Raw genomic sequence first — 16280 nt, 5'->3', positions numbered from 1 at the left:
CCTTTATGAATTCCGACTTTTATAAAGTAAATAAATAAAATAAGGTGCACCAATTGCTGATGTAAATACCCCTGCTGGAATTTCAAGTGGTGTGAAAACTGTACGCCCAATTAAATCTGCAGCAAGTACTAAAATTGCACCGATAATCGCCGCAACTGGGAGCAATGCACCGTAGAAAGAGCCAACTAACCTTCGTGAAATATGAGGTGCCATTAAACCAACAAATCCAATTCCTCCTGCAAAGGCAACTGCCCCGCCAATTAAAGCTGTACTAAGTAACAACATAAATACACGCGACTTCGTTAAAGGAACACCAAGTCCCACTGCTATATCATCCCCTAGCTCTTGTGCATTTAAATGTCTCGCAGCGATAAATGATATTGTCGTTAAAATGAGAACCCACGGCGCAAGTACCATAACATTTTGCCATGAAGAACCGTAAACAGTACCTGTGATCCATACATTCGCTTGACTTGCTTGATAAATTGGTGCTAACAACATAAATAAAGTTGTTGCTGCTTTCGTTAATGCCCAAAATCCAACACCAATTAAAACGAGACTAATCGGTGATAATCCATCATTTCTCCATGCAAATAAATATACAAAAAACGCAACAATCGTCGCACCAGCAAAAGCTGCGAGCGGCATATAATGAATGCTTACTGTTAGCGCATTATTTTTATCACTAAATATCGCTAAAAAGAGTACAACTGCAACACTTGCACCACCTGTGATTCCAATGATATCAGGAGAAGCAAGTGGATTTCGAACGAGCCCTTGTAAAATACATCCTGCTACAGCAAGTGCGATTCCTACGAGAATAGCAATTAAAATACGCGGCATACGAAATTTATTTACAACCATATTTGACATCGCATCGCCATTTCCGGTAATCGCTTGCCATACATCATAAGGAGCAATTTTCATATCGCCCATCCCTGCACTGGCAAAAAATAATCCTATTAAAATAGCTAGTAAACTTAATAAGACTAGAATAGCTCGTTTATACATTAAAAACGAGAACCCATCTTTTCCTATACGAAACGGAATATACTTCTTCATTTGCTAAGCCCTCTCTTACGTGCAATATAAATAAAGAATGGGGCTCCGATAAATGCTGTCATAACCCCTACTGGTACTTCTTGTGGCATAATGACATATCTTGCTGCTATATCAGCCAAGATTAGTAGTATTGCACCTAACAAGCCGCTATAGGGTACTCTCCATCTGTGATCAACTCCAACAAGAGATCTAGCAAAATGCGGAGTAACAATTCCAATAAATCCTATTGGGCCAGCAACCGCAACTGAACCACCAGACAACAGTACAATAATAAGTAGTACGAATGATTTCATTAAAATTGTTCGTTGTCCAAGTCCTTTCGCGACGTCTTCTCCCATCATCAATGTATTTACTTTCCCTGCCATCATAAGAGATGCAATCCAACCTACTAATAAATACGGGAATACAGATTGTAAAATTTCTAACTTTCTCCCTTGTACAGATCCAGCAAGCCAAAATAAAACTTCTTCAAGCGCCTTTTCATTTAATACAAGTAACCCTTGTGTTAATGATGAAAACAAAGCACTTATCGCTACACCCGCTAATGTTAACTTGAGCGGGGTTGTCCCTTCTTTTCCTAAAGAACTAGAAGCGAATACTAGTACTGCTGCAACTGCCGTTCCTAAAAAGGCAATCCAAGTGAAAGCTGATAATGATGTAACGGAAAAAATCACAATTGCTACAACTATGAAGAACGCAGCGCCTGAATTTAATCCAATAAAATCTGGAGAAGCAAGCGGATTCTTTGTTAAAGTTTGCATCAAACAACCGGCAATGGCTAAACTAGCACCAACACTTGCTGCAATTAACGCCCTTGGTAGACGCACATTTTGAATAATAATATGTTCATTTGAACCATTAAAATGGAAAAAAGCATCTAAAGCTAATTTCCAACTCGTATTTGTATATCCGAAAATAATACTTCCCCAAATACAAATAACGACTGCAATGATCCCAACAAATAATCCAATCCATTTTGCTTGATTTGTTTTTAATAACATGCAGCGTTTCCCCTTCAATGTATAATGATACGTTGTTAGTTTATTTCAACTTAATTCGCATTGTCAACGATAATGAGAATTATTTTCATTGACAATCGAACCAAAAAGTTTTAATATCATGCTTGCTATTGAAAAATATTCTCAACATGTAGGGGGTACATAATGAATTTCATGCAAAAGAAATCGTTTACAGCATTTGTATTTCTACTAGCTTTTTCACTTCTTTTAAGTGCTTGTGGAAAATCAAATAACAAAGAAGAATCAACAAAAGAAGATAATAAAAAAGAAATGATTACAGTTGAGCACGCAATGGGTAAAACAGAAGTTCCTGCCAATCCAAAACGTGTAGTTATTTTAACTAATGAAGGAACTGAAGCTTTACTTGAATTAGGTGTAAAACCAGTTGGGGCTGTAAAGTCTTGGACAGGTGACCCATGGTATCCACATATTAAGGATAAAATGGAAGATGTAAAAGTTGTTGGCGACGAAGGACAAGTTAACGTTGAAACAATTGCTTCTTTAAAACCAGATTTAATTATCGGTAACAAAATGCGTCACGAAAAAGTATATGAGCAACTAAAAGCAATCGCACCTACTGTGTTCTCTGAAACATTACGCGGTGAATGGAAAGATAACTTCAAATTTTATGCGAAAGCATTAAATAAAGAAAAAGAAGGTCAAAAGGTTTTAGCTGATTACGAATCACGTATGAAAGATTTAAAAGGCAAACTTGGCGATAAAGTAAATCAAGAAATTTCTATGGTACGTTTTATGCCTGGTGATGTTCGTATTTATCACGGTGATACATTCTCTGGTGTTATTTTAAAAGAACTTGGATTTAAGCGTCCTGGTGATCAAAATAAAAATGATTTCGCAGAACGTAACGTATCTAAAGAACGTATTTCTGCAATGGATGGCGATGTATTATTCTACTTCACATTCGATAAGGGTAACGAGAAAAAAGGCTCTGAACTAGAAAAAGAATATATAAATGATCCTCTATTTAAAAATTTAAATGCAGTGAAGAATGGTAAAGCATACAAAGTTGACGACGTTATTTGGAATACAGCTGGTGGTGTAATGGCTGCTAACCTACTATTAGATGATATCGAAAAACGCTTTGTTAAATAATATTTGTCTAACCAGCTCCCCTTTTATGGAGCTGGTTATTTTTCATTTTATTTAAATTTCACATTATTTCATTTTGTATTTTTATTCCCAATATGTTATATTATAAAAGTAAATAGAATATCTTTTCTCTATATCAGAATAAATATTTTAATCTAAATTTTCTGATTAATCACTATTTTATTTTCTTTTAGAATTCAATTATTACATTTGAAAACGCTTATTATCTAGTTTTCAGGGAAAAATACAGTAACGGTTGAAGAAAAATAGATTTTTTTAGAAATTTTCTTTCTATTTCCATATAATTCTATTGACTTCTAAATATTTTGTGAATTAAAATAATTACATAAATATCCGTTATATAGGATTAGGGGGAAACAAACATGGATGCAGCTTTAAAATTAGAAAAAGCTGGAGAGCAACAATCACCAAAAAAACATCCACCAGGATTATATTTGTTGTTCTTTACAGAGGCATGGGAAAGATTTAGTTATTACGGAATGCGTGGCTTATTAGTTCTTTATTTAACAACGAGCTTAGTAAGCGGCGGTTTAGGCTTTGATAAAGCAGTTGCTGTACAGATTTACGGTCTTTTCACAATGTTTGTATATTTCACACCGATTATTGGTGGTTGGTTAACTGACCATTTCATTACGAAACGACACGCCATTACCATCGGCGGTATCATTATGGCACTTGGTAACTTTGTACTATTTTCAATGAACACTAAAACTGGACTTTTCTTAGGATTAGGATTATTAGTTATTGGTAATGGATTCTTCAAACCAAATATTTCGACTTTATTAGGTCAATTATATAGCGCAAATGATTCTCGTCGTGATAGTGCCTTCACTATCTTCTACATGGGGATTAACTTAGGAGCTTTTATCGCTCCATTCATTTGCGGTTATTTCACAGATTATAAATACGGATTCTTAACAGCTTGTATCGGTATGATCATTGGTCAGATTGCATTTAATTCATTAGCACCTCGTTACTTAGGATCTATTGGAACAACTGTTGTCGGCAAAAAATCTAAAGAAAACAATGCAAAAGTAAGTGAGAAAAAACCTTTAACAGCACAAGAGAAAAAACGTACAGCTGCAATTTTAATTTTAACTTGTTTCGTTGTATTCTTCTGGGCAGGATTTGAACAAGCTGGTAGTTCTTTAACACTTTATACAGATAAATTCGTGGATCGTACAATTGGTGGATTTACAATTCCAACACCTTGGTTCCAATCTGTAAACCCATTGTTCATTATCTTATTGGCATTACCTGTTTCTGCATTATGGATTAAACTTTCAAAAACAAAAAATGGTGATTTAAAAATCCCAACAAAAATGGCATTAGGTATGATTTTACTAGGAGTTGGATATTTAGTTCTAACTTTAGCTGTTTTAAAAACTGGTAGCGATGAAGGTAACATTACAATGAAAGCAAACTTACTGTTCATTGTGTTCACTTACATGTTCCATACAATTGGTGAATTATTCTTATCACCAATCGGATTATCTATGGTAAGTGCCATCGCTCCTCTTAAATTAGCATCTTTATTAATGGGTGTATGGTTAGCTGGTACTGGCTGCGCAAACTTATTAGCAGGACAATTAGCTGCTTTCACTCAATCTTTAGGATATTTAGAAGTATTCGCAAGCATCGGTGTTATCGTAATCGTGCTAGGATTAGTACTTCTTATGTTCTCTAAGAAAATTGCACATATGATGGAATAGCAAATAGAAAAGACGCTTCTACAATTAGAAGCGTCTTTTCTATTACATCTCTTCTAAAGCCGTCACATCCACGTGAACGCTCTCTCCTGGATTGGATACGTCATACACTTGAGCACTCCCCTTCTGCTCATCACAGCTCTCAATCCATACGGGGACTCCCTCATATGTAACATCAATTCTACTTGAAGAAGATAATATCTGTTTCACACGTTTTACATCCATTATATTGTTCCTCCTTTGGCTTACAACACTCCTTTCTATCTTTTCATATCCCTTCAGAATATATTCCGTCAATTTAGTACTTCAACCGATAGTTTGTTTGTTTCTCACGCGCTAATATATACGCTCTCAAATCTTCCTATTATTACATCCTTTCCAAATAAAAAAAGACGTATATTTCACACGTCTTTTTTCCATAATATTCAAAAATTAAGAAAATAATGTTTTTACTACTTCACTTACTTTATCGTTATGAATTTGATAGTACACTTCTAACCCGCGTCTCTCAAAGCGTACTACTTTATTTTGTTTTAATTTCGTTAAATGCTGCGAAACAGTTGATTGCGGAATTTCTAATACCTCTTGTAATTGTGTTACATTACATGTTCCACGCTGCATTAGTTCCATTACTAAACGTAGACGCAATGGATGAGCTAATGCTCTTAACATCTGTACGTCTTCTTCTGAAATACGACAGTCAAATTGGTTTTGGTTCATAAAATTCCCCTCATTTTCGTTTTTTATTTTCTTTATTATTTATTTATATATCTGTTCTTATATTTCCTGTTACGACATAACTTTATCAACCTATAATGCTGAGAAAATTTTCCGACTTTTATCAGCACACAGTTCAAGAAAAAATCCCACCTGATTTTGAATATTATACTATATGATACAATAAAAAAGCAAAACAAAGGGATCGCAATACTTTGCTTACAAACGTTGTTTTATCAGGCTTTTTGTTATATTTTCACCTCACTGAAATGTACAGTAATGATATTGTAAAATATCGTCTATAATTGATAACCTATCGTAAAGTAATTTGACCATATTTAACCACTTTGTTACGATAAAAAGGAAATTTAAGTAAGGAGGATGATGTAATATTAAAAAATGGTTTATTATTGCGTTAATTAGCATTGCGGTTAGCTGGACTATTATCGATCACTTCCTATTAGACAACAAAGAAGATATAGCTTCAAAATCAAACACCCCAGTTGGAACTGAAGTTGGCAATGTTGCCCTCAATTTCCTTCTGGAAACAACCACTGGTCAAGAAGTTCGCCTTACAGACTATAAAGGAAAAAAAGTAATATTGAATTTTTGGGCAAGCTGGTGTGGTCCATGCAAAATAGAAATGCCTGATATGGAAAAGTTTTATCATGATACTAAAGATATGGGGATTGAAATTGTCGCTGTAAATGCGACAGCTACTGAAAAAGACCCGAACAATGTAAAACAATTTCTTGAAGAAAACAAATATACCTTCCCCGTCCTATTAGATCAGAAAGGACAGGCAAGTGCCGCATATCAAATCATCAGCATTCCAACATCTTTTGTCATCGATACAAACGGTGTCATTCAATATAAGCATGTAGGACCAATGACATATGAAAAAATGAAAGAATATGTAAATAATTTATAGAAGCGTATTCAAATCAATTTGATTACGCTTTTTGTCCACTTTATGAACAAAATGTTACTTTTAACACTATTATGGAATAATTATACTTTTTCACGTTGACAATAGTGTTGAAGGAGAATATACTAAGCATGTAAGTTGATTGTGAATAGTTTCACAAATAATGTGAATTTCTTCACATATAATAGATAGGAGTTGTCATTATTATGAGTACTTGGACACAAATTTATGACCCATTAAACAATATTTGGTTATCTGCACTAATCGCAGCACTTCCAATCTTCTGTTTCATCATTTGTTTAATGGGACTCAAAATGAAAAGTTACATCGCTGGGCTTTATAGTGTGATCGTCGCTATTATTCTTGCTATATTTGTTTATAAAATGCCCGCAACTGTAGCTCTAGCATCTGCCGGATTCGGTGTTTTATCTGGATTTTATCCAATTTGTACTATCGTTATCGCAGCCATTTTCCTTTACAAATTAACTGTTAAAACAGAGCAATTCAACATAATTCGCGATAGTATTTCAAGCATTACAAATGATCAACGTTTACAAGTATTATTAATCGCTTATTCTTTCGGTGCTTTCTTAGAAGGCGCAGCTGGTCTAGGGGTTCCAGTTGCTATTACAGCTGCATTACTTGTAGGTATGGGCTTTAATCCATTAAAAGCAGCCGGTATTTGTTTAGTAGCTAACATCGCTGGTGGTGCTATGGGTGCCATGGGTATCCCAGTTACAGTACCTGCACAATTAACTCAATTAGACGCATTAACTATAGGTCGTCAAACTGTTCATATTTTACCATTCATTAGCATTATTTTACCTTTCTTACTTGTTTCAATGGTCGATGGAATTAAAGGTATTAAAGAAACTTGGCAAGGTATTCTTGTAAGTGGTGTCTCTTTCGCCATTACTCAGTTCCTTGTAACTTACTTCTTAGGTGCAGAACTTACTAATATTTTCGCAGCCGTTGTAAGTATGGTCTCTCTTGCATTATTCTTACGTGTTTGGCAGCCAAAATCTTCCGCTAAAGAAGAAAAACAAGAAGAAAAAGAATCTCATACATTCAATCAAATTTTATATGCTTGGTCTCCATTCGTATTCTTAACTGCATTCGTAACAATCTTTAATTTAAAACCGATTAAAGCTTTATTTGCTCCGGATGGTCCATTGGCAAACTTAGTATTTAACATTCAGTTCCCTGGTCTTCATAATGCGGTTATGAAAACTGCACCAATTACAAAAGCTGATACACCTTTCGCAGCGATTTTCAAATTCGATGTATTCTCTTCTACAACTACTGCGATCGTACTAGCAATTATCGTTTCACTTATCGTTTACCGCGTAAAAGGTAAAATGGTTAAAGAACTAATGATTGAAACAATGAAAGAACTAAAAGCTCCAGTATATACAATTTGTAGCGTTATCGCTTTAGCTTACGTAGAGAACTACTCTGGTATGTCATCTACACTTGGACTTGCATTCTCTTCTACTGGTAATGCATTCCCAGTTCTTTCTCCAATCTTAGGATGGATTGGCGTATTCATTACAGGATCAGTAGTATCAAGTGGTTCATTATTCGCACCACTTCAAGCAGTAACTGCAGATCAATTAAACATCGTTCCTTCTACACTCGTTGCATTAAACGTAGTAGGTGGTACAATGGCAAAAATGGTTTCACCACAATCTGTAGCAGTTGCTTGTGCAGCAGTTGGACTAGTTGGTCAAGAATCTGCCTTATTTAAAACAGCAATGAAATACAGTTTAATCTTCTTAGCTGTTATTAGCTTACTTCAATTAAACGCTGTATTTAATATCTTCTAAAAAAAAGCACCGATCCAAATGGATCGGTGCTTTTTACATTACATTTTTTTATTCTTTAATAAAGAAGCACCAGCAATTTCAGGATGCGTCATTTCGTATGGATCCAAAATAATATCAAGCTCTTCTGCTGTAAGTACACCATGTTCTAAACATAGCTCCCTAACAGATTTTCCTGTCGCAATTGCTTCACGTGCAATGCGAGAAGCTGCTTCATAACCAATATGAGGGTTCACTGCTGTAATAACTCCAACACTTTTTTCAACATATTGCTTAAGCAACTCTTCATTCGCTGTAATTCCTTTAATACAATATTCACGGAATACACGGAATCCATTGTTCATAATACTGATGGATTGAATTAAATTAAATACTAATACCGGCTCCATTACATTTAACTCTAATTGTCCAGCTTCTGACGCTAAGCAAATGGTATGGTCATTTCCAATTACTTGGAAAGCAACTTGGTTAATTACTTCTGCCATAACTGGATTTACTTTACCCGGCATAATAGATGAACCTGGTTGACGAGCTGGTAATTGAATTTCCGCCAATCCAACACGTGGACCAGACGCCATAATACGAAGGTCATTTGCAATTTTAGACATATTCATCATACATACTTTTAGTGATGCAGATACTTCTGTATACGCATCTGTGTTTTGCGTCGCATCAACTAAGTGCTCTGCACCAACAAGAGGGAAACCACTAAAAGTTCGTAAATGCTTCACAACTTGTTCTATATAAGTAGGGTTTGCATTTAATCCCGTACCGACAGCTGTCGCACCCATATTAACTTCGTATAAATGTTGACGAGACTGTTTAATTCTTTTTATATCACGCTCTAGCACTCTGCTATATGCTTCGAATTCTTGCCCAAGGCGAATTGGAACTGCATCTTGCAAATGTGTACGCCCCATTTTAATGACGTGATCAAACTCTTTTGCTTTATCATGAAAAGCAGAGTGAAGTTCTTCCATTGTAACAAGAAGTTCTTCTAGCATCATAAGAGTTGCAATATGAATCCCAGTTGGGAACGCATCATTTGTTGATTGGGCCATGTTCACATGAGTATTTGGGCTAATTTTCGCATATTCACCTTTTTCGTATCCCATACGTTCTAACGCTCTATTAGCAATTACTTCATTAGTATTCATATTAATTGAAGTACCTGCTCCGCCCTGAATTGGGTCTACAATAAATTGATCATGGAATTTTCCATCCATAATCTCTTGTGCAGCTTCTGCAATTTCTTGCCCGATATCTTTAGCTAAGTAACCTGTATCTATATTCGCAAGCGCTGCCGCTTTCTTTACAATTGCCATTGCCGTAATGAGTGACGGATGAATGCGGTATCCTGTAATAGGAAAGTTTTCTACGGCACGTAATGTTTGTACACCATAATAAGCTAAACTCGGTACTTCCTTTTCACCTAAAAAATCTTTTTCTATACGTATATCCTTCGTTGCTATCATTTTTCATCACCTATACTTTTCATTCTAAATCCTTATCTAAAGAATTCGCCCTATAAAATACGAGTATCATTAAAAGAATTCTTCAGTATCCACCTTCACTATATAGCACCCTTTTTGAAAGCGCAAACATTTATTTTTCTATATATACTTTTTATTAAAGTTTATATAATAGAAAATCCATTCATTCTTCTACTTTCTTTATTTCAACTCGCTTAATTTGATGCATATCCTTTTCAAGAACTTTAAAAGAAAAGCCGTGTTTCTCAATAATATCCCCCTCAGCAACGATTTGCTTTTGTACCATAATCCAACCACCAATTGTATCAACATCATCAGCGACCAAATGTATGCCAAATAAATCATTTACTTCGCTAATAAGCACTTTCCCCTCTACAATTTTACACACTTCACTTATATGTTCTATAGGTGGATGCTCATCTTCATCGTATTCATCTCGGATTTCTCCAACAATTTCTTCTAAAATATCTTCCAATGTAACAATCCCTGCTGTGCCACCATATTCATCATATAATACAGCTAATGGAATGCGCCTTCTTTGCATTTGCAATAATAAATCATGGATTGGGATATTTTCTAACACTTCAATAACTGGACGTGTATATGGTGTAATCGAACACTCTTCATCTCGATTACCATCCATATAACGAATAAATAAGTCCTTTACATTAACCATCCCAATAATTTCATCTTTATCTTCACCAAATACTGGATATCTCGTATATTTTTCTTGTGCGATTACTTTAATATGTGTCTCAAAAGGCTCATCTTCATATAAACCAACAACTTCAGTACGAGGTACCATGATTTCCTTTGCTACCCTGTTATCAAATTCAAAGATGTTATTTACATATTTAAATTCAGTTTGATTAATCTCGCCACTTTCATAACTCTCAGACAAGATTAATCTTAGTTCCTCCTCAGAATGCGCAACTTCATGTTCAGAAGCCGGATGTAAACCAAATAAGCCTGTCACAAATCGCGCAGAGCCATTTAAAGCCCAAATAAATGGATACATAACTCGGTAAAAATAAATAATGGGCTTTGATAATAATAAGCTAACTTGCTCTGCTTTTTGGATTGCAAAAGTCTTTGGAGCAAGTTCACCAATTACAACATGTAAAAACGTAATAACTGCAAATGCAATAATAAATGAAACTGTACTTGCAATTGCAGGAGATAAATCCAATTTTAAAAACAGCGGTTCGAGTAAATGTTTAATCGTCGGTTCTCCTAACCACCCGAGCCCTAAAGCAGTAATCGTAATTCCTAACTGACATGCCGATAAATACTCATCTAAATTTGAAGTTACTTTTTTAGCTGCCAATGCGCCTCGTCTTTTTTCACTAACGAGTTGATCGATACGACTGCTACGCACCTTTATAATTGCAAACTCTACAGCTACAAAGAAACCTGTCAGCGCAATAAGAACAGCTACCATCAATAATTTTAAAATATCCACATATGTCCTTTAGCTTTTCTTAGCTAAAGTTACACCTCCTTTAAATAAAGAAGTTTCACTTTAGTTTCTTCATTTACTTGAAAGCAACCCTATATAAAATTCACCAATTTTCAGCCTTCATACAATTCTAATGGCAAACCGTCAGGATCTTGGAAAAAGACGAATTTTTTTCTCGTTATCTCATCAACACGTATCAATTCCGTCTCAACATCGCATCGGTTTAAATGTTTAACAGCATCTTCTATATCAGTAACCGCAAAAGCTAAATGTCTAAGTCCAACAGCCTCTGGAAAGCTTGCGCGGTCAGGCGGACTTGGAAATGAAAATAATTCAATTTGATACTCTCCTCCTACACATAAATCTAACTTATACGAATTTCGTTCCTTTCTATATACTTCATTCTTCACTTTGAAACCTAATATTCGTGTATAAAAATCCTTTGACACTTCATAATTTGAACAAATAATTGCAACGTGATGTACTCTACATATATTCATGATTCCTCTATTCCTCTCTTTACCAAACATGCATATTCTCACTTTAAATGAAAAACATATATATCAGAATATCTCTTTTAGGGGGCTTATTATGAAATTTATCACTTTTTTCGTTGGACTTATCGTTGTTTTTTTCCTTGCCTACATTGCTAGCAACAATAAAAAGCATATTAAATTTAAACCAATTTTCATCATGCTTATTATACAGGTAATTTTAACCTATTTATTATTAAATACAGAAATTGGTCTCATACTTATTACGATAATTTCCAGCCTGTTTACGAGGCTACTTGAGTATGCTGCCAGTGGTATAAACTTTGTATTTGGTGGCCTTGCAAATAAAGGGGAAATGCCATTTTTCCTTAACGTATTATTACCGATTGTCTTTATCTCCGTCTTAATTGGTATATTACAACATTTCAAAATACTACCATTCTTTATTCATTGGATTGGTTTCTTTCTTAGTAAAATAAACGGTCTTGGGAAATTAGAATCTTACAACGCCATCGCTTCCGCTATTGTCGGCCAATCAGAAGTTTTTATTACGGTTAAAAAACAATTAGCCCAAATTCCAAAACATCGACTATATACACTTTGCGCCTCTGCTATGTCAACAGTATCTATGTCCATTGTCGGTGCCTATATGACAATGATTGAACCAAAATATGTAGTAACCGCACTCGTTCTCAATTTATTTAGTGGTTTTATTATCGTACTCATTATTAACCCTTACGACGTTAACGATGAGGAAGACATTTTGGTAATAAAAGGGGAAAAACAAAGTTTCTTTGAAATGCTTGGAGAATACATTCTTGATGGTTTTCGCGTAGCTATTGTCGTCGGCGCTATGCTCATTGGATTCGTCGCATTAATGAGTTGCATTAATGACCTATTCCTCATTATATTCGGCATTACTTTCCAACAACTAATAGGCTATGTATTCGCCCCTATTGCATTTCTTATTGGCGTACCAAGTTCTGAAATTGTCACAGCGGGTAGCATTATGGCAACAAAGCTTGTAACAAATGAATTTGTAGCAATGATGGATCTTAGTAAAATTTCCAGCACTCTCTCTATCCGTACAGTTGGTATTATTTCTGTCTTCCTCGTTTCTTTTGCCAACTTTTCTTCCATTGGAATTATTTCCGGTGCGGTAAAAGGGTTAAACGAAGAACAAGGAAATGTTGTTGCCCGCTTCGGCCTAAAATTACTATACGGCGCTACTCTTGTTAGTATTTTATCTGCGATTATTGTAAGTATTATGCTTTAATTAGGTAAAATTTTATCATTTTCTTATCCCTGTCTTTTGTATACAATAACGAATAGATGTCTTATAAAGTGAAACTTTAATCAGAGGGGGCTATCCCCCACTGATTATTAGTTGAACCAATCGGGCAGTTATCTCCCACCTAACTTCCTTGCATTCGCTGGACTTTGAGGTGGGAGTTTTACTGCCCGTTAATGCGGGATAAATAATCAAGACATCTATTTTTTATACATGTACAATACCTTTTATTTAGCGTACAATATTTTTTATGTGTTTTAATACGCTTCTAGATGTATACACTTTGATTGTTTTAAAGGAGAAAAAATGATGAAATCCGACATTAACAACGAAACTCGAGCCAAAAAAGGACGTTCCAAGAAAAAGCGCCTACTTTGGTTCCTTCTTATTCCCTTACTTATTGTAGCAATGGGAGCAGGAGGCTATTCCTTCCATATATACAGTAAAGCAAAATCCGTCTTAAGCAACGCCTATTCTGAACTCGGCCGAGGAGATAAATCCAGCAAACGTGAAAAAGCAGTTAAACCTATGACTGACAATATTTCTGTCCTGATTATGGGTGTTGATGAAAGTGATATCAGGGAAAAAGGTTACGGAAAAGCGACTCGTACAGATGCATTATTACTTGCAACAATTAATAAAAATGATAAATCGGTTAAATTAGTCAGCATTCCACGTGATTCACGCGTCTACATTAAATCACGTGATAAATATGATAAAATTACACATGCACACGTATTTGGTGGTGTAGACAGCACAATTGATACAGTAGAAAATTTTTTAGATGTCCCAGTTGATTACTATGTAAAATTTAATTTCAAATCCTTTATCAAGATCGTTGATTCTCTAGGTGGTATAACTGTCGACGTTCCAGTTGAGTTCACAGAACAAAACAGTAGCGACGAAGCAGATGCAATTCACCTAAAAAAAGGGCGTCAACATTTAAATGGAGAAGAAGCACTTGCACTAGCTAGAACTCGTCATATTGATAGTGATTATATGCGCGGTCAACGACAACAACTTGTTTTAGAGGCTATTGCTGAAAAAGCCCTATCTCTCAATTCCATTAATAAAATCGGAAGCCTATTAGATGCTGTCGATACAGACTTAAAAACAAATTTAACTTTTGATGATATGATGACTATTGCAAAAAATTCAATGGGTTCAAATTTAAAAATGGATAAATTGCAAGTGGAAGGTACTGATAAATATATAGGTGGTATTTATTATTACGTTCCAAACGAAAAGAGTGTTAATAATATATCGACAACACTTCAAGAACATCTCGGTGTTACGAATAAAAATGAGCATAAAAAATTATAATAAAAAGGCTGCTAGATCTTTCTAAGCAGCCTTTTTATTATAATTTTCAACATATTTCTCATGCATATTGTGACAAAAAGAGACAATTATTACAGCAGTGTAACGTTTTTTATGAAAACATTACACACATAGTGAAAATAATAGTATACTAGTACGTACATAATGTTATTTTCATCATTTTTATACAAAAAATGTAATACATATATTTATACAAATTTTTCTGGGGGGAAATAAATGAAGCTAAGCAAAATACTGATTGGTTCCGCTATTGCTGGTGGCATATTACTTTGTGTTGGTGGTGTTGGTGGATATCAATATGTATCCAAATTAAATACTCAACTAAATACAACTGCACTACCAAACACTACATTTGAAGGTATTTCTCTTGATGGAAAAAATAAAGCAGATATTCAAGCTATTGTTAATCAAAAGGTGAATGAATTAAATCAAAAATCTCTTAACTACGTATTCCAAAATGATAAACAAAATTACACATGGAAAGATTTAGGAGTAGATTATAAAGAGAAGGATATTGTCGACAATATCTTTAAAGAGCAAGAAGGGAACGTAATGAATCGTTACAACATGCGTAAGCAAGCTGAAAACGGTGAAGTAAAACGTGACTATAAATTAACACCACAATTAAATACAACAACTTATGAAACCTTTATAAAGGATAAATATAATGAAACATTAAAAAATCCTGTCAACGCCGAATTAAGTGTTGAAGGCTCTACAGTAAATATTAGCCAAAGTCAAAATGGGGAAAAAATTAATAAAGGAAAATTAACCGATTTAACAAGCGCAGCTATTACTTCTGGCACATCCGATGTTGCATTACCAGTTACTCTAATAAAACCTGAACGTTCTACAGAAGATATACAACAGATGGGGATTAAAGAAGTGATTGCTGAATACTCTACCCCAATGGCTGGCCGTAATGGAAATCAGTCCTATAACGTAAACAAGTCAGCTAATACTTTAAGTGGAGTTATTGTTGCACCTGATGACACGTTTAGTTTTAATGGCCGTGTTGGCGTAACTGATGCTGCAAATGGCTATAAATCCGCAGCAGTATATTCACAAGGTAAAGTTATACAAAGTGCAGGCGGAGGTGTTTGCCAAGTAAGTAGTACTTTATATAGTGCAGCTTTAAGGGCAGATTTAGGAATTGTTTCTCGAAGCAATCATTCTATGCCCGTAAATTATTTACCACTTGGGCAAGATGCAGCAGTGGCAGATTATGGTCCGGATTTAAAATTTAAAAACAATACAGGTAAGCATATTTACATTCAAGCATTTTCAAATGGCGGCAGTATTACTACACGTATTTTCGGTACAAATACTGGTAAAAATGTTGAAGTTTCTTCTCAAGTAATTAGTAATACTGGTGATAAAATAACAGCGGTTACGTACAAAAAAGTAACACAAAACGGTGAAGTAATATCAAATGGACAAATTTCAAAAAGCGTATATAAAAGTGCCCCAAAACAATAAGATAATATCAAACGGACAAATTTCAAAAAGCAAAAGAAAAAGGCGTGATCTACTCACGCCTTTTTCTTTTGCAATAATAGTAAAAAAGTTTCAAGATGGTCTTTCGTTTCTTCTAAAGACCACATACGATTCCCTTGCTTCGCAGCTAATACGCACGCTTCTTCCCACGCGTTCTTTTTCTTCATATTTACTAATTCATCGCGTAATTTCAAAACAATTTCTTCGTCTTCTTGCTCTATGAACTCTTCCATCACGCTTACTATTTCATCCTCATGAATACTTAACGTACAGTACGATTTAAGAAAGTATTGTAATGTTGGATACATATATACTC

General features: G+C 34.8%; 15 protein-coding genes. 7 read left to right on the top strand and 8 right to left on the bottom strand.

What is annotated here, in order from left to right; all coding sequences use genetic code 11:
- Window positions 1–3: 3 nt before the first annotated feature.
- A complete protein-coding gene (locus JTF23_RS10910; RefSeq protein WP_204208734.1) occupies window positions 4–1062 on the bottom strand; it encodes a FecCD family ABC transporter permease in 1059 nt (352 codons plus the stop codon).
- Complete coding sequence (locus JTF23_RS10905) at window positions 1059–2063, bottom strand: FecCD family ABC transporter permease (protein ID WP_002159320.1); 1005 nt, start codon at window positions 2061–2063, stop codon at window positions 1059–1061. The genes JTF23_RS10910 and JTF23_RS10905 overlap by 4 nt, the downstream gene beginning before the upstream one ends.
- A 162-nt stretch (window positions 2064–2225) precedes the next feature.
- Here JTF23_RS10905 and JTF23_RS10900 point away from each other — a divergent pair, with 162 nt between their 5' ends.
- The gene (locus JTF23_RS10900; RefSeq protein WP_204208733.1) at window positions 2226–3194 is read left to right on the top strand and encodes an ABC transporter substrate-binding protein; all 969 of its coding nucleotides are present in this window, start codon (window positions 2226–2228) and stop codon (window positions 3192–3194) included.
- 380 nt (window positions 3195–3574) lie between these two features.
- Window positions 3575–4924 (top strand): peptide MFS transporter, encoded by a 1350-nt coding sequence (locus JTF23_RS10895; protein WP_204208732.1) that lies wholly within the window; start codon window positions 3575–3577, stop codon window positions 4922–4924.
- 42 nt (window positions 4925–4966) lie between these two features.
- Here JTF23_RS10895 and JTF23_RS10890 read toward each other — a convergent pair whose 3' ends face one another.
- Window positions 4967–5146 carry an acid-soluble spore protein H gene (locus JTF23_RS10890; protein WP_002010492.1) on the bottom strand — a complete coding sequence of 60 codons (180 nt, stop codon included), beginning with the start codon at window positions 5144–5146 and terminating at the stop codon, window positions 4967–4969.
- Between the two features lie 207 nt (window positions 5147–5353).
- Window positions 5354–5641 carry an ArsR/SmtB family transcription factor gene (locus JTF23_RS10885; RefSeq protein WP_001075217.1) on the bottom strand — a complete coding sequence of 96 codons (288 nt, stop codon included), beginning with the start codon at window positions 5639–5641 and terminating at the stop codon, window positions 5354–5356.
- Window positions 5642–6029: 388 nt separating this feature from the next.
- Here JTF23_RS10885 and JTF23_RS10880 point away from each other — a divergent pair, with 388 nt between their 5' ends.
- Together JTF23_RS10880 and JTF23_RS10875 are read left to right on the top strand one after the other, a co-directional pair.
- Entirely contained in the window at window positions 6030–6569 is a 540-nt protein-coding gene (locus JTF23_RS10880; RefSeq protein ID WP_307839164.1) for a redoxin domain-containing protein, read from the top strand.
- Between the two features lie 203 nt (window positions 6570–6772).
- The gene (locus JTF23_RS10875) at window positions 6773–8392 is read left to right on the top strand and encodes a lactate permease LctP family transporter (RefSeq protein ID WP_016103509.1); all 1620 of its coding nucleotides are present in this window, start codon (window positions 6773–6775) and stop codon (window positions 8390–8392) included.
- A 38-nt stretch (window positions 8393–8430) separates the two neighbouring features.
- On the opposite strand, the gene aspA is transcribed toward JTF23_RS10875, so the two are convergent.
- The 3 genes from aspA to gloA2 form a co-directional block, all read right to left on the bottom strand.
- Entirely contained in the window at window positions 8431–9864 is a 1434-nt protein-coding gene (aspA, locus tag JTF23_RS10870; RefSeq protein ID WP_204208731.1) for an aspartate ammonia-lyase, read from the bottom strand.
- Window positions 9865–10045: 181 nt separating this feature from the next.
- Window positions 10046–11344 (bottom strand): hemolysin family protein, encoded by a 1299-nt coding sequence (locus JTF23_RS10865; protein WP_002159325.1) that lies wholly within the window; start codon window positions 11342–11344, stop codon window positions 10046–10048.
- 110 nt (window positions 11345–11454) lie between these two features.
- The gene (gene gloA2 / locus JTF23_RS10860) at window positions 11455–11841 is read right to left on the bottom strand and encodes an SMU1112c/YaeR family gloxylase I-like metalloprotein (protein ID WP_204208730.1); all 387 of its coding nucleotides are present in this window, start codon (window positions 11839–11841) and stop codon (window positions 11455–11457) included.
- A 91-nt stretch (window positions 11842–11932) separates the two neighbouring features.
- Between gloA2 and JTF23_RS10855 the strand changes: the two genes are divergently transcribed.
- The 3 genes from JTF23_RS10855 (at window position 11933) to JTF23_RS10845 (ending at window position 15946) form a co-directional block, all read left to right on the top strand.
- Window positions 11933–13111, top strand: coding sequence for a NupC/NupG family nucleoside CNT transporter (locus tag JTF23_RS10855; protein ID WP_204208729.1), 1179 nt, complete (start codon window positions 11933–11935; stop codon window positions 13109–13111).
- Window positions 13112–13432: 321 nt separating this feature from the next.
- Window positions 13433–14449, top strand: coding sequence for an LCP family protein (locus JTF23_RS10850; protein ID WP_204208728.1), 1017 nt, complete (start codon window positions 13433–13435; stop codon window positions 14447–14449).
- Between the two features lie 234 nt (window positions 14450–14683).
- A complete protein-coding gene (locus tag JTF23_RS10845; RefSeq protein ID WP_078173858.1) occupies window positions 14684–15946 on the top strand; it encodes a VanW family protein in 1263 nt (420 codons plus the stop codon).
- 53 nt (window positions 15947–15999) lie between these two features.
- Here the strand turns inward: JTF23_RS10845 and JTF23_RS10840 are convergent, their stop codons facing one another.
- Window positions 16000–16272: a hypothetical protein gene (locus JTF23_RS10840; RefSeq protein ID WP_002113995.1), complete on the bottom strand. Its 273-nt coding sequence runs from the start codon at window positions 16270–16272 to the stop codon at window positions 16000–16002.
- Window positions 16273–16280: the final 8 nt, after the last annotated feature.

This window comes from Bacillus sp. RIT 809 (genome assembly GCF_016892495.1).
Classification (GTDB): domain Bacteria; phylum Bacillota; class Bacilli; order Bacillales; family Bacillaceae_G; genus Bacillus_A; species Bacillus_A cereus_U.
Note: the sequence above shows the minus strand (reverse complement) of the source record. Positions and strands in the feature narration are given on the sequence as shown.